The following is a 23,025-nucleotide window of genomic DNA, read 5'->3' as shown; positions in this document are numbered from 1 at the left end:
TGAACTTTTTAAAAATTTCCTTCAAAAAACTTTTTAAATAAACTTCTTCAAAATCCCTAAACGAAAAACCTTTATCTTTATAAAGGTTTTAATGGTTATGATATCAGATAATGGGATATATATATAATATCAAAATTGATAGAAATAAAGGAGGAGTTGTTTTGAAAGTATTAGTATTGTTCCACTCAATATATGGCCATATATATGAAATGGCAAAGGCAGTTGAAGAAGGAGTAAAGGAAGTAGAAGGGGCAGAAGTTATTCTTCGGAGGGTACCCGAGACTCTTTCCGATGAAATTCTTGGAAAAATGGGAGCATTAGAGGCTCAAAAGGCCTTAAGTCAAGTACCAATTTGTAGCCTAGATGAACTTTCTGAAGCAGATGCCATTATCTTTGGTACGCCAACCCGCTTTGGTAATATGACAGGACAAATGAGACAATTTTTAGACGCTACTGGTGGCCTATGGGCCAATGGGCAGCTAATTGGTAAAGTTGGTAGTGTCTTTACTAGTACAGCAACCCAACATGGGGGGCAAGAATCTACCATTTTAAGTTTCCATACAACTTTATTACATCATGGGATGGTAATTGTAGGGCTACCCTACAGTTTCCAAGGACAAACGATAATAAACGAAGTATCTGGAGGCTCACCCTACGGAGCTTCAACCATTGCTGGTGGTGATGGAAGCAGAATGCCAAGTGAAAATGAATTAAATGGAGCTAGGTTCCAGGGAAGACATGTGGCAACCATTACAGCAAAGCTAGTAAGATAATTAAAGAGAATAATAGCCGATAGACTATTCCACCGATAGCAGATCATTAGAGAAGGCGATTGAGCTATTTAAAAAGATAAAAGGATTGTCTTAAAATACATTAATATGTGTTTTGAGGGGATCCTTTTTTTCTTTTGGAAATAAAACATCATCATTATTTTAAAAGGGGTTTAATAGAGGATATTATTGGTTTTCTATACTGTTTTTTCTTGAGAGAGGAAAGAAATAAAGAAGAAAAAACAGAGACAAAATAAGTCGATATTGTAGGGCCTATGGCAAATTGAAACACCTATTTAGAAGGGGTGTTTATCGGATGTATAGTTTGATGAAAAAAGAGGAACGAAACTTTTTGATTATCAAGAGGATAGAACATATAATGGGATAATAGGTAAAAAATGAGATATTTTTTAAAATATAGTTAAAAATTTAACAATAATTAATAAAGGATGAAGGGGGTGGTCTATTGTAGGGAGAAAATCCTATCGACTCTTTATAAAGTAGAGGGGTTAGAAGAATGGTAAAACTCCAGTTAAGGTTAGGGAGCCAATAAACTAACTTTTTGAAGGAAAAAGAGAAGAAAATTTAAAAAGGTGTTTAGTATCACAAATTAAATTGATATGAGGGAGAGATGATCCGATGAAAACCAAAAGGGTAAAGAAATTTTGTAGTTTAGTGCTATCTCTATTAATGATGACATTGCTGTTCCATACATCTGCCTATGGAATAGCCGACAAGGAAGATCTACACCATGAAAAGATTACGATAGACAGCAATAGACTGAATGGGGACCTAGAGTCCTTTCCTAAGGAGATGGACGAAAACAAAATAAACCTTAAGGAAGCAACTACAAGCTATGTTACAAGGGATGATTTAACTGTAAATGAGATTAGCCAAAAGGTGGTAGCAAGAAGCAGGATCGATAGTTCCCTTAATCCTAAAAATGAAATAAAAATTTCTGAGGGAGTTATATCAACTAGTCAATTTGATGATGGCTTCTATACAACAGTGGTGGATTACTTAACGGTTGAAGGACAAAACAAGTATGTATATCCTATCCATATAGGCCATGGCGAAGTTCTTCATGCCCAACTAGACTTGCCCAATATAGCAGAATTAGATTACGACTTATATCTTTATGAAGTAGATTCTAGTGGAAATATGACTTTAGTAGATGCTTCAGAGTATGCTACTTACATTAATGGAACCAGTGGAACATTATCAGAAGCCGTCGGTATATACAATACCAGTGGAGGCATAAAAACCTATGCTGTTTTTGTAAATTCTTATATTGGCTCCAGTATAAGCCACCCCTTTAAACTCCATATAGGGATTAATATTAATACAGACCCCTACGAAGCCGATGAAAATGCTTCAAAAGCTATTAACTTTACCTTATCAACAGCAGGGAGTACTGCCATTAATGTAAGATCCCTCAATACTTTATGCGATAATGATTGGTATACATTTGTTGTCGGAAGCAATGTAAACTTTAGTAGAGGATCATTTACACTGGACAGTGCTTCAGTTGCAGCCGGTCATCAAGTTGAAGTTTATACTGCCCTGGCAGGCAATGCCATGAAAAAGGAGAGCATGTCCAACAATATGGTTTCCTTAAGGGCAGGGCGTTATTATGTTAGAGTAACATCAACAGATGGTAGTGGACTAACAGGGGGGAATTATACTTTAACAGTTTCTCCAGAATTTGTTGCAGATGAGCTCTTCATTACTGGCTTTAGCGGTGGTGGATATGCTACCTATTACGGAGAAACCCGTTATAGAGTTCATGGAAATAGCACCATAACAGTAAATGGTGTTGCAGGCTCCAATGGTTATGTTCTCCCTAATGCCACTGTTACTGTAACGGTTATTAATCCAAATTGGAATCCAGATAACCTAAGGTATAGAACAGCAACTGTAACGACAGATAGTGGAGGAAACTTTTCTGCAACAATTAATACATCCCATTCGACAGCCAGCATGTCATACTATATAAGTGGACCAAGACCCTTTACCCATTATTACGATATAGGGGGGGTATATGCTGTAAGTGGAAGTACCGTCACAGATGTGATTCCAATCTATATTTTTGCATATAGCATATAGTTCTCTATAGACCAAAGAGAATTAAAAAGGGTTGAATTAATTACTAGTTTTGTAAAGTATTAACTTTTCATTGATAGATGCCGATAAAGATAGAAAGTAGAAGCGCTATTCTTTAAGGAGGAGATAGAAGTGAGTAAAATTACGGCTAATAACGTAAATAGTTTTCCCAGGGCATATTTTAATAGTGACAAGAGGAAGATGGCGGGGGAAACCACTTTAAACAAAGGCAATAGCAATGAAAAGGGAGTAGACCTTTATATCAGCAATGAAGGAAAAGAAAGATATCTTGCTTTGAAAGAGTATGACCAAAATAGTTTCTTAAAGCTGGATGAAACATTTTTCCGTAAAGATTACCATGAACTAAGAAGGCTAGATTTTGCAAATAGTATAGCAGAGAGAACAGACTTAAATCCCTTAGAAAATGAATTTCAAATATCTGGCGTAACCTATATCTTTAATGAGGGGACCCTTGAAGACTATCTATCTAAAACGTTAGAGGGGAAAGTAGAAAATCCATCGTTAATGGCCAGTGAAATTTCAGCTAAAGTTAGAGGAAGTGTTAACAATAAAAGTGGTAGTGTAGAAGAACGTGGCCTTAATCGAGAAGTAGCTTTAAAATTTGTAGCTTATCTTGCTGAAAACTACTTTAATGATAAAGAAGAAGGTAATGATTTCTTTGAAAAAGTTAATCAATCTGCCGAAAGGGATATATTACGGGAGAAGGGATACATTGTTTTTGACAACTCCAATATGAAGCCCTTTAAGTCCTATTCAATGGCCAATGCACCAGAAGATTATATTAACTTAAAGGCATATGCTGAAAAATATGGGAATACTGATCTAAAGGAAATCTTTAGTGATAGCACTAAGCTTAAGGACTTTATGGAAGCCATAAAGTTAAAGGGTGGAAGCTGGAGAGAAGAAATCGTAAGAGAGTTTGCAGACAATGAAAGAAGTGTTGAAAATAGCTTGAAGGAGATTAAAAATTCTTTAAATCACGTGAGATTAGATCAGCACTTTATTAAGGATATGGAGGATTCTCTAAGGGAAATGAATAACCATGATGCTGCGAAATGGACCACTAATCTATTAAACTTGCTTTTATAGTCTGAAGAATAACAATGATCCAACAATAACCACAAGGTTTAAGGATACAAGAATATCAAGTGAAATACATAAAGGGGCTACCTTCCTTAGAGGTAGCTTTTTTAATGGAATACTTTACAACTATATCATTTATAGTACAATATAATAGCCTTTAGAAGTAGTTCGAACTTCTCAATCATCTAAAAAAGGATTTAAAGAAAAAATAGAGAATTATAATAGCGTTACATTACTAGTACTTCTAGGAGGAGCACAATGGAAGAATCAATTAAGCTTATATTAGGATTTATCATTATTTTTTTATCATCTATGACCCAAGGGATGATTAGCTTTGGCTTCTCGTTGGTGGCTTTACCTCTGTTGGGGATGTTTTTACCCTTACAAATTGTAGTGCCTATTTTAGTAATTTACAGCCTTATATTAAATAGCATGATCCTCCATCACATCAAAGAATATATCAATATTAAGAGAATTATTATTTTAGTTGTAGCTGGCATGGTGGGAACACCCTTTGGTGCATATCTTTTAAAGGTCACCGATGAAGGGGTATTAAAGTTGGTTGTAGGGGTCATTATAATCATATCAACAGTGATAAATTATTATGGTTATAAAATAAAAGTAAAGAAGGAAAAACTATCATATCTGCCTGTTGGGTTAGTTAGTGGGATTTTAAATGGTAGTGTTTCCTTAGGTGGTCCACCCCTAGTTTTATTCTTAACGAATCAAGGGGTAGAAAAACAAACCTTTAGGGCGAATTTGACCACCTACTTTTGGTTGCTTAACCTTTTTACAATCCCCACCTATTTACTCGGGGGGCTAATTAGCCAAGAGGTCCTTCGTTATGGTGGATTATTAGTGCCGGCCCTAATCATGGGGACCTTTTTAGGAATTAAGTTAGGGGATAAAGTAGATGAAGACGTTTTTAAAAGACTGACCTTAATTTTAATTTTTGTTATGGGTTTACTGTCAATTGTTTCAGTGGTACTCTAATCGTGTCTCCCCTTGACAATTAATGGAAAAGGTTGTATTCTAAAATAGAAATAACTTAAGAAAGGGCAAGGTATCGACAAATGAAAAAATAACTCACTACATTTCATTAATAAAACATTAACTGTTAAAAAGGGCCTTTTGTAAGCCTTTTATTGACATGAAATTTTATTAAAATGAGAGTGGATAGTGGGTTATTGTTCGTAGTCAATACTGGCTCTAAAGCTTAGGGACTGACCTTATAAAAAAGATTGTTTAACAATGGGAATGGTTTGTATAGGACCCTATAGGGGCTTGAAGCGGACTATTGCTTTGACATCTATTTTTATTAAGGAGATCTCTAAAGGACATAACCTATAAACCGACACTATCCCTCTAGATTAAGGAGGGTTTTTTGATGCTTTTATTAGAAGGAATAAAGATAAAAAAATATTTTGGAGATAGATTAATTTTAGAGGTTGAGGACTTCAAGATATATGCCACCGACCGAATTGGGATTGTTGGAGCCAATGGGGTAGGAAAGACTACCTTATTGAAGATATTATGTCAGGAAATTAAGCCAGACGAAGGCGTTATTAATCTATTAGGAAGTCTTTCTTATATTACTCAACTGCAAGAGCCAAAGGTAAAGGAAATCAGCAAAGAGTTGGCTTCAAAGTTTGGTGTTAAGAGCCAATATGAGGAAACCATGAGTGGTGGTGAAAAAACTAGATTTAAGCTGGCACAGGCCCTAACTTCACATAGTCATTTACTCTGTGGAGATGAACCCACTAGTAACTTAGATTTAGAAGGGATAGCCTTGCTGGAAAGTTCATTAGAAAAATTTAAAGGGGGACTTTTACTGGTTTCCCATGATAGACATCTGTTAAATCGAGTCTGTAACAAAATATTAGAAGTAAAAGATGGAAAAATTAAAATTTATCATGGAAACTATGACGATTATCTTCTGCAAATGAAACTGGAAGAAGAACGGGCCCAATTTCAATACCATCAATATATTAAAGAAAAGACCAGATTAGAGGAGGCCCTAGAAGAAACAAAGGGAAAGTCAAAGAAAATAAAAAAGACCCCAAAGAGGATGGGTAACTCTGAAGCTCGACTTCATAAAATGGGCAACCAGAAGGCTAAAGCCAACTTTGACAAGGTAGCTAAGGGGATTAAAAGTAGAATTGAACAGCTGGAGGTTAAAGAAAAGCCAAAGGAACAGGTTAGTATTAAGCTTGATCTTCAAGCGGGAGATAAGCTTTATAGTAAAGTGCTGGTTCAAGGAGAAAAAGTAAATAAAGCCTTTGGTGATAGAATTATCTTTAATGATGCAGCGTTTACAATAGTCAATGGGAAAAAGATAGCCCTTGTGGGGCCAAATGGCTGTGGAAAAACAACCCTATTAAAAATGATTATTGAGGAAGAGACCTCTATTAAAAGGGCTAAGGGAGCTAAAATAGGCTACTTTAGTCAGGATATAAAAAATTTAGACATGAAGAAAAGTCTTTTAATCAACCTTTTAGAAACCAGTATTTACAACGAGACCTTCGTTAGAATATTACTAAGTAGAATGTTATTTACTAAGGAAGATTTAAACAAAAAAGTGCATCTTTTAAGTGGAGGAGAACGGGTAAAGGCTTCACTGCTTAAGATTCTTTTACAAGATTTTAATCTTTTGATATTAGATGAACCAACAAATTATTTGGATATAAAATCCCTAGAGGTGATTGAAGAAACATTAAAGGAATACGATCGAAGCTTATTATTTGTTTCCCATGATAGAAAATTAATTGAATCGGTTGCTAATCAAATCATGACAATCGATCATCAAAAGATTAAAGTTTTTAATGGAGGCTATCAGGAGTTCTTAAAAACAAAGAACAAACAGCTTGACTTTAATAAGAAGGAACTTCAAGAAGAATTATTAATTTCGCAAAACAAACTCTCAGAAATTTTGGGTAAACTATCCCTGCCAGATAAGAAAGGTAATCTCGAAGCGTTAGATCAAGAGTATCATAGGCTGATACAAAAAATTAACCAACTGAAAAGCATGATAGAATAAAATTTGGCTAGAATAATGTTCTAGCCTCTTTTCTATTAGATTACTCTTTTCACAATGCACGATATAGTTTTTATCTTTACACAAAACAAATATTAATTCAGATTATGGTATTACGCAATTTAATCAAACAAAAAATATATCCTTATTTTAATTTTAATATTTGCCTTATTGTTAGAAATTTGCTATAGTATTAACTAAATTTCCATCTTGACACGACTGCTGTCTAGAAGGAAATGGAACCTTTGTGTCTAATAAAGAAAAGACAGGTCAAAAGTTGGGTCGAAAGTTATGTAGTAAATGTGGTATTATATTTATTAGTGTTTAGTAAAAGGAAAGAGGGCTAAAGATGACTGAAAAAAATCAACACAATTATGGAAATGATAGTTTGTCAACTTTAGAAGAAAAAGATAAGGTTAGACTTAGACCAGGGGTTATATTTGGTAGTGACGGAATAGAAGGTTGTCGCCATACCCTAGTAGAAATCGTGGCAAATGCTAGAGATGAAGCCCAAGAAGGCTTTGGAAATTTCATTGAGGTTATAAGATATAAAGATAAGTCTATTGAAGTTAGAGACCAAGGTAGAGGAATTCCAGTTGAATATAATACTAAAGAACAAAAATATAATTGGGAGATTGTTTTTACTATCTTATATGGAGGTGGTAAGTATAACAATAACTCTGGTAGCAATTATCAATATAGTATTGGTTTAAATGGTCTTGGTACGGCTGCGACTCAATTTGCATCAGAATATATGGACGTTGAAATTTTCCGTGACGGACATCGTTATCAGCTTCGCTTTGAAAAGGGAGAAAATATTGGTGGATTAATTAAAGAGGGTTATGACTATGAAAATACAGGTTCAATTATTCGTTGGAAGCCAGATTTAGAGGTTTTCAATGATATAGATATTCCATTAGACTTTTTTAAAGAAACTTTAAAGAGACAAGCCATCTCAAATAAAGGGATCACTTTTAAGTTGTATGATGAAGAAAGCCAAGAAACTTTTGTCTATTTTTATGAAAATGGTATCATTGATTATATAAAAGAACTTAACGATGATAAAGGCTTCACAGAGCCTCAATTTTTTGAACTTGAAACAAAAGGTCGAGATCGAGAAGATAAAGAAGCGTATAAACTAAAAATAGAGGTAGCTTTTGCCTTTAATAATGAAAACACCCTATTAGAATATTATCATAACTCGTCTTATCTAGAATATGGTGGATCTCCTGATAAAGCAGTTGATAGTGCCTTTACATCAGAAATCCATAGCTTTATAAAAGAAAAGAATAAATACAACAAAAACGAGAAAAGAGTAACCTTTACAGATATTAAGGATAGTTTAATTCTAGTAACAAACACTTATTCAACCGTTACTAGCTATGAAAATCAAACGAAAAAAGCAATTACTAATAAATTTATTCAAGAAGCAATGACAGCCTTTTTAAAGGAGAAGCTTGAAATCTATTTTGTTGAAAATCAAGGAGAGTTAGATCGGATTATAGATCAAGTCCTAATCAATAAGCGAAGTAGAGAAAAGGCAGAATCTACTAGAATAGATGTTAAGAAAAAGCTTAGTAAAGGGGTAGACAACTTTGCTAATAAGGTTAAGAAGTTTGTAGACTGCCGAACAAAGGACCTAAACCGTAGAGAGTTATTTATCGTAGAGGGAGACTCTGCCCTAGGCTCAACAAAAATGGGTAGAGATGCAGAATTTCAAGCGATTATCCCTGTTAGAGGGAAAATATTAAACTGTTTAAAGTCCGATTACGATAAAATTTTTAAAAATGATATTATCGTTGATTTGTTAAAGGTACTGGGTTGTGGGGTTGAAATTAAAAACAAGCATAATGATTTAAGCTTTTTTGATATTGAAAAATTAAATTGGAATAAAATTATTATTTGTACCGATGCCGATGTTGATGGGTTTCAGATTAGGACCCTCATTTTAACCATGTTATATGTCCTTACTCCTACATTAATAGAAAAGGGTTATGTATATATTGCAGAGTCGCCATTGTATGAGATTACTGATAGTAAGGATAACACTTATTTTGCTTATTCCGATAGTGAGAAAAATACAATTTTAAAGAAGCTAAAGAAGAACTACAAAATTCAACGTTCTAAAGGATTAGGTGAAAATGAGCCAGAAATGATGTGGCATACCACTATGAATCCTGAAACAAGAAGGTTGATTAAAGTCACCCCAGCAGAAGCTCAGGCCACCAAAGAAGCCTTTGAACTCTTCTTAGGGGATAATCTTTCTGGTAGAAAAGAATTTATTTCAGAGCATGGGTATAAATATATTGAAGACTACGATGTGGTATAGAAAAAAGAATATAAGCTACTGGAGGAAGTAAATGGAGTCTAAATTAACGAATTTAAATGTAATTGAAACCCTAGAAAAAAACTATATGCCCTATTCAATGAGCGTTATTGTTTCTAGGGCTCTACCAGAAATAGATGGTTTAAAACCCTCCCACCGTAAGCTCCTTTATACGATGTATAAAATGGGTCTTTTGAAGGGGGCAAAAACTAAATCTGCCAATATTGTTGGGCAAACAATGAAACTAAACCCCCACGGGGATGGTGCTATTTATGAAACAATGGTACGGTTGACTAGAGGAAACGAGGCATTATTACATCCATTAATTGATAGTAAGGGTAACTTTGGAAAGAACTATTCTAAAGAAATGGCCTATGCAGCCCCAAGGTATACAGAAGCCAAGCTAGAAGCTATTTGTGAAGAATTTTTTAAAGATATTAATAAGGATACAGTAGATTTTGTGCCTAATTATGATAATACAATGCAAGAACCTAAACTACTTCCAACAACATTTCCCCATATCCTTACTAACCCTAATATGGGTATAGCTGTAGGGATGGCCAGTTCAATTTGTAGCTTTAACCTAAAGGAAGTATGTGAGGCTACAATTGAATTTCTTAAGGATGAAGCAGTAGATCTATCTCAGTACTTAATTGCTCCCGACTTTTCATCGGGGGGACAATTAATCCTTAATAAGAAGGAACTTAAAGAGATTTACGAGACAGGGAAGGGTAGTTTTTACTTAAGGGGAAAATATAGATATGACAAGAAAAATAATTGCATCGATATTTATGAGATTCCCTATACCACCACAACAGAAGCCATCATAGAAAAAATCATTGAACTTGTAAAGGCTGGTAAGATTAAAGACATTAGTGATATAAGAGATGAAACTGATAAAGAAGGTCTAAAAATTACATTAGACTTAAAGCGTAATACCGACCCAGAACATCTTATGAATCGTCTCTTTAAGTTAACTACCCTACAAGATTCCTTCAGTTGCAATTTTAATGTTTTAATAAATGGGAATCCAAAGGTTTTAGGTGTAAAAGGCATTATTAAAGAATGGACCATCTTTAGAATTGGTTGTGTAAAAAGACAGCTGGCCTTCGATATCAATCAAAAGAGTGAGAGACTTCATTTGTTAAAAGGTCTAGAGAAAATTCTTTTGGATATTGATAAAGCTGTTCAGATTGTTAAGGACACAAAGAAGGATAAGGATGTTGTCCCGAATTTAATGAAGGGCTTTGAAATAGATGATGTGCAAGCTGAATTTATTGCTGAGATCAAATTAAGAAACTTTAACCAGGAATATATTTTAAATAAAACTAAGGATATAAAAGCCCTAGAAAAAGAAATTGAACGTCTCGAAAATATATTAAAAAGTGATGACAAGGTAAATAAACTAATCATTAAAGAACTTCAAGAAATCTCCAATAAGTACGGTAATCCTAGAAAAACCGATGTGATCGAAGAAAAGCATATTGAAGTAGTAACAGAAGAATTATTAATCGAAGACTACGGTGTTAAGGTATTCTTAACCAACGAGAATTATCTTAAGAAGATTTCATTAAACTCCCTAAGAAGTAGTACTAATGGTCATAAGCTGAAGGATAATGACTATATTGTGCAAGAAGTTGAAAGCACCAATAAGTCAGAGCTACTACTATTCTCCAATAAGCATGTGGTTTATAAAGTGAGAAATTATGAATTAGAAGACAAGAAGACCAGTAGCTTAGGAGATTATTTAAAGAACTTATTGGGATTAGCGGACGATGAAAAGATTATTTATATGACTTCAACGGAAGACTACAGTGGATTTATGATCTTTTTCTATAAAAACGGTAAAGGTGCTAAAATTCCAATGGAAAGCTATCAGACTAAAACCAAGAGAAAACAATTGGCCAATGCCTATGCCGATGAAGCAGAATTAGTTTATATCGCACATCTACAAGAAGATCAAGATTTGGTAGCCATCAGCAGTATTGATAAAATTCTAGTGTTTGATACGAATGAAATACCTATAAAAACCACAAGAAACTCTAGAGGAATACAGGTTCTTAAATCTAAGAAGAATAGTACCCTTTCTAAAATTAAAACCTTAGAAGATGTTGTATTTAAAAATCCTAAGTATTATCGGGCAAAAATACCAGCTATAGGAGCATTCTTAAAGAAGGATGACTACCTAGAGAAGGGTTTTGAAGATTTAACTATATAAATAATATATTTGGAGATGAAATTTAAAATCATAATTAAATATCTGAATTAAATAATTAGAAGGGAAGTCATTTGCGACTTCCTTATTTTTTTTATTCCAGATATAAGATACGTCATTTAATAAGAATAAAAGCAAGTAGCATTAGAGTAAACTAAATTATAAGAGAGAAAATTTAAGTTTACTCAAGTAATAGCTTTTTTATAACGAATAGGAAAGTTGGATTTTAATTATTATTAAAATAAGAGAACTTTACGTAATGAGTTTCAAGATAAGCAGATAACCAATTTAATGGATTAAATTGTGTAAGTCGCTTAGTTTTTTCACCTAAAGTCATCCTATAAATCTTCCGAAGAAAGACTTTGTTCTAAAAAATTTATTAAATTGATGGTGATAAGATGCGTAAAAAAAGATACTTTCAAAAGCTATACAAATTTGAAGATACAAGTAAGAAATATTTAATTGAAGTATCATTAGATGACTATGATGACGTTTATGATGATTGGGATCCTTCCCCCTTTAAGAAGCGAGACATTGAAGATGAATTTAATGATTTTGTAGTGAATTCGTCAGAAGATATTCCTCTAAATTTCGATATTTCTATTGTTCTATATATTCCTATAAATAAGAAGGATACAAGAAAGGAAACAGCTTTAATTTCTGCCTATATGAACTATTATGAATATGCAATGGCGAGGGTTGATAAAAAAATTACTAATCTTCATAAAAAAATTGCCTCCTATTTAGTCTTATCTTTATTGTTTTTAAGCATCGGTTACTTTTTTGGAGGGACAGAAACTAGTTTAATTTATCAAGTTCTTCATGAAGGAATTTTCATTGGAGGTTGGGTTTTTCTTTGGGAGTTCTTCACTAGTGTTTTTATTAGTAAGAGGGAACTACAAGAGGAAATTAATCTATATAAGCGACTCTACGAAGCGGAAATTAGATTTATATATCATGAAGGCGCATAGCTACAAAGTATCTAGCCATCACTTTCTATTAATTAGTTGATATGGTATAATCATCCTATTAAAATGATTAATTAATGGAGGTAGCTGGAATTGATGTGGGATGAAAATACAGTAGCATTTATACAGGGGAGCTTTTTCCTGTTTGTTGCATTGGCGGGCATTATCGATGGTATCATTTCATTATTTACAAAAGGAAAAAAATTGGTGAAAATTAAAAGTGATTTAGGTTTAATGTTTAATGTTACTTTTGTTTGTAGTAGCATTATTATATTCATTGAAAGACCGCAACAACTACTATTTTTACTGTTCTTAGTAATTGTTATTTCTGTTGTTATCAGATATTTTAGTGGCTATAGTTATAGTGTTAACTTAGATGACAGAAAAAATTTGTTAGTTCAATTAGAGACTGCTTTAAAAGAAATCATAAACTCAGACTTTGAAAAAGAAGAAGAAGAAGAGGAAGTTTTATATACGCTAGCAAATTCAGCAAAGGTCATTGAAGTAAAAACCAATGTTTCAACTTTCAAGAAGAAAAAGAGTTATTCTATTCATTTTAAAAAGTGGTTTGACTACGAGGGCAAAAGAGAAATAATCTATTTTTTGGAAAGCGCACTTGAAGAAGCTGAGGTAAAAAAGAAGAGTAAAATGAGTTTTCTGCTAGAGAATGTCTTCATTTTAATATTGATGATAGCTGTTCTAATGGCTAGCTCCAAATCGATTATGGAGCCAGATCGCCTCACAGATCTAATCTATTTTGAAGAAACCCCTAAATTATACGTTATTCATAAAGATGTCAATTACGAGAATCAGGGGGTTATACGAGGGTTAATAGAAGAATTAGAAGACCTATATCATTATAAAGTAAATAAAACTTATGTTAATAGACAAACTCCGTTATTGTTACTTTATAGTGGTGAGAGGGAAACGGGAAGACAGATTTATATTAGTAAAAGTGGCGTTTATCAATACGTTCCCTATGCTGAAATAGGGGATAAATCTATTCTTCATAAAATATTTTGGGGTATTCACAATATCTATGCTAAGGAAGACGGTAATTATTATAGTTTATTTTCACCAGAAGAAGGATGGAAAAGTTTAGTTGATGATATTTTGGATACTGTATACTAGGGTTAGATTTTGTGTTATAAATAGTACTATTTTATTTTTGCCTACTTTACATTTATAAAAGTATAGCAAGTTATAATTTTAATAAAGAGGTGATGTCCATTGCTTAATAAATCAATCAGCATCACTAGATTAATGATTTTACTATTCAATATACCTATTATACTTGGCTTAAAAGAAACAGATATTCCAATTGCCTTAATGTTATTGCTGCTATTGGCATTAAATGTACAAATTAGAGCCGTCTTTTTAAAAAGAAAAGCAATATTCCTTTCTTTGTTACTCGACTTAGCTCTCATTTACTTAATTTATAATCGTTATGGAGGAATTACCTACTTTTCACTATTGATTACCACCATTGATAGTATCTTCCTTAAGGAAGAACATAGATATGGACTTCTCCTATTAGTAGGTGGGTTCTTGTTTTACTTTACTCAAAATAAAGATTCTAACCTGATTATTTTAAGTTATTTTATTTTTTTACTTACTTCTATTTTTGCCCTCCTATTTAAAAGCATGGGGAAAAAAATTGCTGAACTTGAAGAAGTTTACGATGAAGTGCGTAAATATAGCTATCAATTAGAGGTGGCAAAGAGTCAAATATCTGATTATTCCCAGCAGGTAGAACATTTAGCTTCCTTAAAGGAAAGACATCGTATTTCGGAAGAAATCCATGATACTATAGGACATCGATTAACTGCCCTTTTAATGCAGATGGAGGCGGGCATTCGACTTTTAGATAATGACCTTAACAATGGTGTGGCTTTTCTAAAGGCAGCAATAGAAAATTTGAGAGAGAGTATAGAAGTGTTAAGGCAAACTGTTAGAAGTACCATGCCAAAGGAATACAAGAATTTAATTTTATCTTTTGAAGAAATGATTCGAAAATTCAGTAAGGAAACCGAAATAAACATAGATCTGAAAGTAACGGGAAATATTCAAAAACTTTACCCGGGGGTAGAAATGGTTCTTTATAAAAACGCTCAAGAAGCCCTAACCAATGCCGTAAGACATGGCAAGGCAAAGAATATATACATTTGCTTAATTTACGAAGCCAATAGAGTGTATTTAGTGATTAAAAATGATGGTAAAAGTTGTGTTGAAATTAAGAAAGGAATTGGCATCAGCTCTATGGAAGAACGTTTGAAATTTGTAGGGGGATATCTGGAAATAGATCAAACTAATGGCTTTATAATTAAAAGTATCATTCCCCACCAAGGAGTGGAACAGGAGATCGTAGGGAATTAAGGAGGAAGATTATGATTAAGGTTTTAATAGTGGATGATGATCAAATTATTAGGGAGAGTATGAAAATAATTTTATCCATGGAAAAGGATATTAAAGTGGTAGGGACATGCTGTCATGGGGATGAGGCCTATACATTTTGTCGTGAATACCCTGTTGATGTTATTTTAATGGATATTAGAATGCCCATCTGCGATGGTGTACTGGGTACAAAAAAGATTTTAGAATCTTTCAAACACATTAAAATTATAATACTAACCACCTTTGACGATGACCGATATATTGTTGATGCCTTAAAAAACGGAGCATCAGGATATCTATTGAAAAATATATCTCCCGATAAAGTAATTGAAGCAATTAAAGTAGTAGAAAAAGGGAATATGCTAATCCATCCAGAAATTGCCCCTAAGGTTACGGGATTATTGATTAAACAACCAGAGGTTGACTATTTGAGATATCAAATTAATGAAGGGGAAATGCAAATTATTAAACACATAGCCGATGGCTATAGTAATCGAGATATAGCAGAAAAGGTTTTTTTAAGTGAAGGGACAGTAAAGAATAAAATAACCGATATCTTAGCTAAGTTAAATTTGCGTGATCGGACTCAAATTGCAATATTTCACCTTAAAGGTGGTAAAGTAGAATAAAGTGATAACCCAGTAATTAACATCATCTTTAGATGTTTATTATTGGGTTTGTTCTTTTTAAAATTACTTTAGTCATTTTTAATGATGACCTTAGGGAATAGAGAAGGCTAAAGAAAGTATATAGAATTAACTTAAAGATGAAATAGGAGGTAGTGGGGATGTCAATCAAATTAACTAATGTAGTGAAACGATACGATAGCAAACTGGCGGTAGATCAGGTTAGTTTAAACATACAAAAAGGAGAAATATTTGGTTTGCTAGGGCCAAATGGTGCAGGGAAAAGTACAATAATTAAAATGATTATGGGGCTATTAAAGCCTAATAATGGTGAAATAGAAGTTCAGGGATTGGATATCAAAAAAAATAGTATCGAAATTAAAAGGTTACTGGGGATGGTACCTCAGGATATAGCAATTTATGAAAGCTTAACTGCAAGGGAGAATGTAGCCTATTTTGGTAGTCTCTATGGACTAAGGGGAAAAAAACTAAAGGAAGCTGTAGATGAGGCCCTTGTCTATACAGGTCTCTTAGATAAAAAGAAAGAAAAGCCTAAGAAATTTTCAGGAGGAATGAAGAGAAGATTAAATATTGCTTGTGCTATTGTTCATAAACCAGAAATCATTATTATGGATGAACCAACGGTAGGGATAGACCCCCAATCAAGAAATCATATTTTAGAGTCTATAAAAGAATTAAATAGAAGAGGAGCAACGATTATTTATTCGAGTCATTACATGGAAGAAGTAGAAGTCCTCTGTCATCGTGTAGGAATCATAGATCACGGTAGACTCATGGGGATAGGAACAAAAGAAGAATTAAAAAGTCAAATGAATCAAGATCAAATTATATTAATAGAAGCCTCCGACATCAGATTTAATGTCATAGATGAAATTAAAAAATTACAAGGAATTATTAATGTTTCCTTGAAGGAAAACACAATTGAGATCATTACAAAAAATGCTCAACAAGTTATACATGATGTGTTATTCGTAATGGGGAAGGAAAATACTTTAATTCGTAAGTTTTCCCTACAAGAACCCAATTTAGAAAGTGTATTTCTTACCCTAACAGGGCGGAAGCTAAGGGATTAAGGGAGGTGTCGGAATGGTATTATTGAGTATTATTTGGAAGAATTTCAAGACAATATCAAAAAATTTCTTGTTGTTGGCATTCCTAACGGTGATGCCTTTAATGCAACTCTATTTAATTAATGTAACAACGGTAAATGCTGCAGCAGAAGTAGCTGAAAGTATTAACAGTGGGTTTGTAGAGATATTTATAGTTTCGAGAATTGTTAACAATGATATGTTACAGCTCTATGCAGCTGCCATTTTAACACAGTTTTTGTTGATGACAAGTATGATTGCAGGTGCCTATATTGTAACGGAACGAGAAGAAAATACAATGATCAGGGTCTGTGTGGCTCCTATTAGTAAATTAAAGGTTCTTTCTGGTATTTTACTAGGGCATTCAATAACGGTTTTATTAGTGGCTTTAGTCATTATTTCTGCCTCTTATAGATTTTTTAGTGTTAATTGGGGAGACTCTCTTTTAAATTTAATAGCTATTACCTTAATGGCGGTTTACGTGGCAACAGCAATGGCTTTTATTATTTCAGGTATATTCCGAAATTCAAATGTTGCTGGTGGGGTTATGTCGATTGTTGTAATTGCTATGACTTTTACGAGTGGGGGGCTTATTCAGTCGGACAAACTGGAGAAGGTTTCAAATTTTACAATTAATAAATGGATTTCAGATGCCTATCTGATCTTAGCAGAAGGGGGAAGATTAAGGGATATATCTTTAAATCTTACCATATTAGCTCTTATTGGGACTCTACTAATGTTGCTGGCTAGTCTTTTATATAGGAGGGAGAATGTTTATGAATAGCATACTGATCGCTATAAACGTAATCAGAAGATTACTTCGGGAAATTACTTCATTGGGTTTTATTTTTCTATTTCCAGTAATCGCTGCCATCCTTGCAACATTAATGTTTGGTTCACCCAAGTCAATAGAAGTTGGAGTTGCAAATTTGCCTCAGCAGGATTATGGCTTAATTAATTTTCTAGAAGAGGATGACAGATACAGTCTGCACTTCATAAAGGAAAAAAATGTAGAAGAAAGCGTAAATAATAATGAAGTAAGATATGGTATTGTATTTCCTGATACAATTGATGATACAGACAAAATAAAATTAGTTAGTAAGAAAAATGACGAAGAGGCTATTAAATTAAAGGCAACAATAGATTCCTATTTGACTGCTGTAATATCAGGTGGATCAATTGGCATTGATAAATCAGTAAATAAGACAAATGATGAAGTAATGCAATCCCAAACGGCTATAGGAATGATGTCTATGTTTATTATTATGTTTATCGGCACAGGAATGCAGTTATTGTTAGAAGATAAAAGGCTTAAAACCTTTATGAGAAGCTTTTGTGCACCTTTGAAGCAGTATGAATTAGCATTAGGTCATTTATTAGCAAACCTATTTTTAGGGATGATCCAAATAGGAATATTTTTAACCATATCAACTACTATTTTTAAATTCGACTATGGCACTAGTATCATTAATGTTTTTATAATTCTGCTTATATTTTTAATTACTGCAATTGGCTTAGGTATAGGAATGATTGGTTTTATTAATGATAGTGGAAAATATAACCTGATACTGACTACTATTGCCGTAAGCCTAAGCTTTATAGGGGGTGCATTTTTTCCCTTAGAATATATGAATAACCTGCTAAAAAAAATGGCAAATCTTACACCACAAAAATGGTTAATTGATGCCTTTGTCCACCTAGCTGATGGAAACAGTATTTTCTACGCCTATACAGAACTAGCAGTACTATTACTATTTGGTCTAGTCTTTTTCACCTTTGGTGTTAAGTCTTTGAAATTAACTTCTACAGATTTATAAATGAGTAAATTATATATTTCGCATTACAATAAATAAGGACCTCTATTAGTTGAAAGAGGTCCTTATTTTTATGGCCATAATTTATCGACTTAAATGGAAGTGAAATAGCCACCTCTGCTTACGATATAGACGATTATATCATTTTCTAGCAAAAGTTCTTTAGGGTCTGGAGAGACAATTAAAGATTCCCCTCTTCTAATAGCAACAATGGTTCCTTTAGTAGCTGTCCAGAAATCTGATTCTTCAATAGTTTTATTGAGGAATGGACTATCCTTCACCTGCATTTCTATAAATAAAAATTGTTTATATTCACTAGATGTTGAAACTTGTTCAGTAATTCTTTTGATTGTACTATTTATTTGATCTTCCAATTTGGTTTTATCATCTAATAGATTCTTTAGTTGATGCTTAAGATAACCAAGGTGTTCTTTACCTAAAGCTTCTTCTAAAAATTGATTTGCTTTTTCTTTTGAAATAACAACGATTCCGCTACTGGGGACAACTTTTACAACATGACTTGTTTCTAAAAGGGCTATAGCCTTTCGAATTGTTTCTGGAGATACGTTATAATTACTAGCAAGATTTGACCTGCCCTTTATTTTAGCACCTTCTTGTATATTTCCATTAACAATTTGCTTGGCAATATCTTGTGCGATAAGCTTATATCGAGTACCTTGTTTTAACATGATGAAGTTCACCAACCTTTTTCTTATCAGGAATATAGGAAAGTTCTATCTTGAAATTAGATAAAAAAGAACTTTACGTAAAAGAGTTTTCTACATAAGTGGATAACAATTCAAATTAATTAAACCGATGATCTAGTTAGTTTATCACATAAAGTCATCCTTTAATCTTTAATCTTCTGAAGGAAGACTTTGTTCTATCACTATTTAATAGTATATTTCCATTATTGCCCTGTCAACTAAAATTTACAACAGAATTTTCTTTTAAAGTTCAAATTATGAGGAACTTGTATAATAGTATAACTATGATTTAGCATTTCTATTAAGGCTAAATACTATTTCTTTGATAGTTAAATAGTAATTTATAAAGGTCGTCATTTGACAACCGACAACCTTTACATTATAATATAAGTTGTCGGTTAGAAAGGGAGAGGTTAGATGATAGAGTTTAAAAAAGTTTCTAAAAGTTATGATAGTCAAACAAATGTAATTGATCAGCTAGATTTGAAAATAAATAAGGGTGAATTAGTTGTACTTATAGGAGAGAGTGGATCTGGTAAAACCACCACAATGAAAATGATTAATCGACTTCATGAACCAACATCAGGGACAATTTTAATAGATGGTAAAAACATCATGGAAATTAATCCGATTGAATTGAGAAGAAATATAGGATATGTCATTCAAAAAGTGGGATTATTTCCCCATATGACGATTGGTGAAAATATAGAATTAATTCCTACCCTAAAAAAATGGGATAAGGCTAAAAAAAGAAAAAGGACAGAAGAATTACTTGATTTAGTTGGACTTAATCCTCAACAATATATTGACCGATATCCAAATGAGCTTAGTGGGGGTCAACAACAGAGAATCGGCGTTGCTAGAGCCTTAGCAGTAGATCCAGAAGTAATTTTAATGGATGAGCCCTTTAGTGCATTAGATCCTATTACAAGAGAGCAATTACAGGAAGAATTACTAAAATTACAAGATGAACTGCACAAAACAATTGTATTTGTTACCCACGATATGGATGAAGCATTAAAACTAGGTGATAAGATTGCAGTTATGAAGGATGGTAAGATTATTCAATATGATACACCAGAGAACATATTGAAAAATCCGATTAATGATTTTGTTGAGTATTTTGTAGGAAAAGATCGACTATGGAAATCGCCAGAAATGGTTTATGCAAGGGATATAATGAAAAAACAACCCGCTACAATATCTCTTGAGCGTACACCAGCAAAGGCCTTAGAAATTATGAAAGAAAAGCAAACCGACTATTTATTGGTGGTGGATGTACCTGGTGATCGACCTAAGAAGGTACAAGGAATTATTACACCTAAGGAATTAAAGAATAAAACTACTTCTGACATTAAAATGAAAGATATATTAAATAAAAGCTACCATGTTGTTGCAGAAAAAACCAATATGGTGCAGGTTCTAAACATAATGAAGGAAAATAAACTGAAGAATCTACCAGTAGTTGATGAAGATGGCTATTTAAAGGGTTTAATTACACAAACAACGATTTTAAATTTATTTGCTGATGCCATTTCAGACTATGAAGAGGCTTAAGGAGAGATGATAGATGAATCAAGCAAGACCAGGCTTTATAGAATTTTTCATGGGCAGACTAGATCAAGTGTTAAGTTTGACAATTCAACATTTGCAGTTAACCGGATTAGCAGTTTTATGCGCAATATTAGTGGGATTACCATTGGGGATCTTAATTGCAAGGAATAAGCGTTTAGCAAATCCTGTTTTAGGAATTGCAAATATATTTCAGACTTTACCCAGCTTAGCATTATTTGGACTAATTATTCCTGTTATGGGGATTGGTGAAGTACCAGCTATTTTTGTACTTTTTCTATATGCCCTTCTTCCCATTATCAAAAACACCTATACAGGAATTATCAATGTGGATTCTTCCTTAATAGAGGCAGGAAAAGGAATGGGTATGACAAAGGGACAAATTCTTAGAAGAGTTCAGATTCCTTTAGCGGTTTCAGTAATCATGGCAGGTATTAGAATTGCTACAGTCATTAATATAGGTACTGCCACCATTGCATCCCTCATTGGTGCAGGGGGATTAGGAGATCTAATATTTAGAGGGATCTCTAGCGGTAGTAACAATATGATTTTAGCTGGTGCCATTCCAGCAGCCCTATTGGCAATTATAGTAGATTGGATATTAGGTGGGGTTGAATATTTAGTTACACCAAAAGGATTAAAATAATTATTAAAGGAAGTGTTAAGAATGAATATATTGTTAAAAAAATCTAAGGTTGTATGGTTGTTAATAGCTATATTAATGACAACGTCTATCATGGCGGCATGTTCTCCTAAAGGAGATAGAATTACAATAGGCTCAAAAAATTTTACAGAATCTAGACTATTAGCAACAATGTTTAAGGTATTAATTGAAGAAAATACAGACCTTCAGGTTGAAGTAAGGGAATTTGGTGGTACTCAGTTGGTTTTTGAAGCCTTAAGAACAGGGAGTGTAGACATCTACCCTGAATATACAGGTACAGCTTATACAGTAATGTTAGGCTACGATGAAATTCTTACTTCAGAAGAAACCTATGAAATCGTTAAAGAAGAATTTGAAGAAAACTATAATATTGAATGGCTTGAACAGTTGGGTTTCAACAATACCTATACCTTGACAGTAAGAAGAGAGATGGCCGAAGAGCTAGGGTTAAAAACCTACACAGACTTATTAGAATATGACCAAGACTTGATATTAGGTAGTACAATGGAGTTCTTAGAAAGACCTGATGGATATTTAGGGTTACAAGATGTATATGGTTTCAATTTTAAAGACGAGAGGGGTTTTGACCCAGGCTTAACCTACATGGCAGCAAGAGACGGACATGTAGATGTAATTGATGCTTTTGCTACAGATGGTCGTATACCAGCCTTTGATTTATACGTATTAGAGGACGATAAGGAGTTTTTCCCACCTTATTATGCAGCGCCTTTATTAAATGGAGAGACTGCAGAAGCCCATCCTGAGCTAAGGGAAATATTATCAATTTTAGAAAATCAAATTTCAGACGAAGAAATGCAGAATATGAATTATGAAATAGATGAACAAGAAAGATCAGAAGAACAGGTTGCAAGAGAGTTTCTACAATCTAAAGGTTTAATCTAATATTTTTTTCATTCCCCCTAATAGAGGTAGACAATACAGTCTACCTCTAATTTTCGATACACAAAAAAATTAAATTTGGTCTCCAATAGTATGATTCTTCCAAGTATAAACTTGTAACCTGTAGCAAAAAAATTATATTTAGCATGTAATTGTTCAAAAAGAGGGTATATTAACAAAAATAAACCTTGGAGGGATAAAAATGAAGGAAATTGTGTTAGCAGCTGGATGCTTTTGGGGAGTAGAAGCTTATTTCTTAAGAAAAGAAGGCATAATGGAAACAGAAGTAGGTTACGCTAATGGGCATTTAGAAAATCCAACCTATCAAGAAGTGTGTAGTAGAACAACAGGTCATGCAGAAGTATGTAAAATTAAATATGATGAAAACATCATCAGCCTAGAAAAATTATTAAGTTATTTTTGGAAGATCATTGATCCAATTGCCGTAGATCGACAAGGACCAGACATAGGCAACCAATATCGTACAGCTGTCTATTATTCAGATGAAAAGGACCTGCCAGTAATTATAAAAACAAAAGAAACTGAACAACAAAAATACTCAGAAAAGATAGCAACAGAAATAGAGCCACTAAAAGTCTATTACCCAGCAGAAGAATACCACCAGAAGTATTTGCAGAAGAATCCTGGGGGGTATTGTCATATTGATCTCAACAGATAAGCCTGTTGAAAAGGCCTCATCTTCATCGTCACAGCAAAAA

At 33.3% G+C, this 23,025-nt stretch carries 19 protein-coding genes; 18 read left to right on the top strand and 1 reads right to left on the bottom strand.

The features are described from left to right. Positions 1-161: 161 nt before the first annotated feature. The 14 genes from wrbA (at position 162) to T335_RS0117045 (ending at position 18,466) form a co-directional block, all read left to right on the top strand. Positions 162-773: an NAD(P)H:quinone oxidoreductase gene (gene wrbA / locus T335_RS0117115; RefSeq protein ID WP_026478614.1), complete on the top strand. Its 612-nt coding sequence runs from the start codon at positions 162-164 to the stop codon at positions 771-773. Positions 774-1,409: 636 nt separating this feature from the next. Further along, complete coding sequence (locus tag T335_RS0117105) at positions 1,410-2,876, top strand: hypothetical protein (protein ID WP_026478613.1); 1,467 nt, start codon at positions 1,410-1,412, stop codon at positions 2,874-2,876. A gap of 129 nt (positions 2,877-3,005) precedes the next feature. Beyond that, positions 3,006-3,983 carry a hypothetical protein gene (locus T335_RS21185; RefSeq protein WP_051569383.1) on the top strand — a complete coding sequence of 326 codons (978 nt, stop codon included), beginning with the start codon at positions 3,006-3,008 and terminating at the stop codon, positions 3,981-3,983. Between the two features lie 252 nt (positions 3,984-4,235). Then, positions 4,236-4,970 (top strand): sulfite exporter TauE/SafE family protein, encoded by a 735-nt coding sequence (locus T335_RS0117095; RefSeq protein WP_026478612.1) that lies wholly within the window; start codon positions 4,236-4,238, stop codon positions 4,968-4,970. Positions 4,971-5,364: 394 nt separating this feature from the next. Then, the gene (abc-f, locus tag T335_RS0117090) at positions 5,365-7,014 is read left to right on the top strand and encodes a ribosomal protection-like ABC-F family protein (protein ID WP_034328846.1); all 1,650 of its coding nucleotides are present in this window, start codon (positions 5,365-5,367) and stop codon (positions 7,012-7,014) included. A 346-nt stretch (positions 7,015-7,360) separates the two neighbouring features. Then, the gene (locus T335_RS0117085; protein ID WP_026478610.1) at positions 7,361-9,340 is read left to right on the top strand and encodes a DNA gyrase/topoisomerase IV subunit B; all 1,980 of its coding nucleotides are present in this window, start codon (positions 7,361-7,363) and stop codon (positions 9,338-9,340) included. Between the two features lie 31 nt (positions 9,341-9,371). Beyond that, positions 9,372-11,555 carry a DNA gyrase/topoisomerase IV subunit A gene (locus T335_RS0117080; RefSeq protein WP_026478609.1) on the top strand — a complete coding sequence of 728 codons (2,184 nt, stop codon included), beginning with the start codon at positions 9,372-9,374 and terminating at the stop codon, positions 11,553-11,555. A 395-nt stretch (positions 11,556-11,950) separates the two neighbouring features. Next, entirely contained in the window at positions 11,951-12,523 is a 573-nt protein-coding gene (locus T335_RS0117075) for a hypothetical protein (RefSeq protein ID WP_026478608.1), read from the top strand. Between the two features lie 93 nt (positions 12,524-12,616). Then, positions 12,617-13,651 carry a hypothetical protein gene (locus T335_RS0117070; RefSeq protein ID WP_026478607.1) on the top strand — a complete coding sequence of 345 codons (1,035 nt, stop codon included), beginning with the start codon at positions 12,617-12,619 and terminating at the stop codon, positions 13,649-13,651. A 99-nt stretch (positions 13,652-13,750) separates the two neighbouring features. Continuing rightward, positions 13,751-14,896, top strand: coding sequence for a sensor histidine kinase (locus tag T335_RS0117065; protein ID WP_026478606.1), 1,146 nt, complete (start codon positions 13,751-13,753; stop codon positions 14,894-14,896). Positions 14,897-14,907: 11 nt separating this feature from the next. Then, a complete protein-coding gene (locus tag T335_RS0117060; protein WP_026478605.1) occupies positions 14,908-15,543 on the top strand; it encodes a response regulator transcription factor in 636 nt (211 codons plus the stop codon). Positions 15,544-15,701: 158 nt separating this feature from the next. Continuing rightward, complete coding sequence (locus tag T335_RS0117055) at positions 15,702-16,634, top strand: ABC transporter ATP-binding protein (RefSeq protein ID WP_026478604.1); 933 nt, start codon at positions 15,702-15,704, stop codon at positions 16,632-16,634. A gap of 13 nt (positions 16,635-16,647) precedes the next feature. Then, the gene (locus T335_RS0117050) at positions 16,648-17,433 is read left to right on the top strand and encodes an ABC transporter permease (RefSeq protein ID WP_026478603.1); all 786 of its coding nucleotides are present in this window, start codon (positions 16,648-16,650) and stop codon (positions 17,431-17,433) included. After that, positions 17,426-18,466 carry an ABC transporter permease gene (locus T335_RS0117045; RefSeq protein ID WP_026478602.1) on the top strand — a complete coding sequence of 347 codons (1,041 nt, stop codon included), beginning with the start codon at positions 17,426-17,428 and terminating at the stop codon, positions 18,464-18,466. Before T335_RS0117050 ends, T335_RS0117045 begins: the two co-directional genes overlap by 8 nt. Before the next feature lie 89 nt (positions 18,467-18,555). On the opposite strand, the gene T335_RS0117040 is transcribed toward T335_RS0117045, so the two are convergent. After that, positions 18,556-19,152 (bottom strand): GntR family transcriptional regulator, encoded by a 597-nt coding sequence (locus tag T335_RS0117040; protein WP_026478601.1) that lies wholly within the window; start codon positions 19,150-19,152, stop codon positions 18,556-18,558. Between the two features lie 435 nt (positions 19,153-19,587). Between T335_RS0117040 and T335_RS0117035 the strand changes: the two genes are divergently transcribed. The 4 genes from T335_RS0117035 (at position 19,588) to msrA (ending at position 22,985) form a co-directional block, all read left to right on the top strand. Then, on the top strand, positions 19,588-20,727 hold the full coding sequence (locus T335_RS0117035) for an ABC transporter ATP-binding protein (RefSeq protein ID WP_026478600.1): 1,140 nt from the start codon (positions 19,588-19,590) through the stop codon (positions 20,725-20,727). Positions 20,728-20,740: 13 nt separating this feature from the next. After that, a complete protein-coding gene (locus T335_RS0117030; RefSeq protein ID WP_026478599.1) occupies positions 20,741-21,388 on the top strand; it encodes an ABC transporter permease in 648 nt (215 codons plus the stop codon). A gap of 21 nt (positions 21,389-21,409) precedes the next feature. Beyond that, positions 21,410-22,309: an ABC transporter substrate-binding protein gene (locus T335_RS0117025; protein ID WP_034328845.1), complete on the top strand. Its 900-nt coding sequence runs from the start codon at positions 21,410-21,412 to the stop codon at positions 22,307-22,309. Positions 22,310-22,508: 199 nt separating this feature from the next. Further along, positions 22,509-22,985 (top strand): peptide-methionine (S)-S-oxide reductase MsrA, encoded by a 477-nt coding sequence (gene msrA, locus T335_RS0117020; protein WP_026478597.1) that lies wholly within the window; start codon positions 22,509-22,511, stop codon positions 22,983-22,985. The last annotated feature ends 40 nt before the right edge of the window (positions 22,986-23,025 follow it).

Origin of the sequence: Alkaliphilus transvaalensis ATCC 700919, assembly GCF_000621485.1 — a bacterium.
GTDB classification, from domain to species: Bacteria; Bacillota; Clostridia; order Peptostreptococcales; family Natronincolaceae; genus Alkaliphilus; species Alkaliphilus transvaalensis.
The sequence above is the reverse complement of the archived record's forward strand: the minus strand, read 5'-3'. Positions and strand labels throughout refer to the sequence as shown.

Bases quoted from the DNA above. Each gene is read 5' to 3' on its own strand.
- T335_RS0117105 (WP_026478613.1), top strand. From the start codon at position 1,410: ATGAAAACCAAAAGGGTAAAGAAATTTTGTAGTTTAGTGCTATCTCTA.
- T335_RS0117095 (WP_026478612.1), top strand. From the start codon at position 4,236: ATGGAAGAATCAATTAAGCTTATATTAGGATTTATCATTATTTTTTTA.
- abc-f (WP_034328846.1), top strand. From the start codon at position 5,365: ATGCTTTTATTAGAAGGAATAAAGATAAAAAAATATTTTGGAGATAGA.
- T335_RS0117085 (WP_026478610.1), top strand. From the start codon at position 7,361: ATGACTGAAAAAAATCAACACAATTATGGAAATGATAGTTTGTCAACT.
- T335_RS0117080 (WP_026478609.1), top strand. From the start codon at position 9,372: ATGGAGTCTAAATTAACGAATTTAAATGTAATTGAAACCCTAGAAAAA.
- T335_RS0117075 (WP_026478608.1), top strand. From the start codon at position 11,951: ATGCGTAAAAAAAGATACTTTCAAAAGCTATACAAATTTGAAGATACA.
- T335_RS0117070 (WP_026478607.1), top strand. From the start codon at position 12,617: ATGTGGGATGAAAATACAGTAGCATTTATACAGGGGAGCTTTTTCCTG.
- T335_RS0117060 (WP_026478605.1), top strand. From the start codon at position 14,908: ATGATTAAGGTTTTAATAGTGGATGATGATCAAATTATTAGGGAGAGT.
- T335_RS0117055 (WP_026478604.1), top strand. From the start codon at position 15,702: ATGTCAATCAAATTAACTAATGTAGTGAAACGATACGATAGCAAACTG.
- T335_RS0117050 (WP_026478603.1), top strand. From the start codon at position 16,648: ATGGTATTATTGAGTATTATTTGGAAGAATTTCAAGACAATATCAAAA.
- T335_RS0117045 (WP_026478602.1), top strand. From the start codon at position 17,426: ATGAATAGCATACTGATCGCTATAAACGTAATCAGAAGATTACTTCGG.
- T335_RS0117040 (WP_026478601.1), bottom strand. From the start codon at position 19,152: ATGTTAAAACAAGGTACTCGATATAAGCTTATCGCACAAGATATTGCC.
- T335_RS0117035 (WP_026478600.1), top strand. From the start codon at position 19,588: ATGATAGAGTTTAAAAAAGTTTCTAAAAGTTATGATAGTCAAACAAAT.
- T335_RS0117030 (WP_026478599.1), top strand. From the start codon at position 20,741: ATGAATCAAGCAAGACCAGGCTTTATAGAATTTTTCATGGGCAGACTA.
- T335_RS0117025 (WP_034328845.1), top strand. From the start codon at position 21,410: ATGAATATATTGTTAAAAAAATCTAAGGTTGTATGGTTGTTAATAGCT.
- msrA (WP_026478597.1), top strand. From the start codon at position 22,509: ATGAAGGAAATTGTGTTAGCAGCTGGATGCTTTTGGGGAGTAGAAGCT.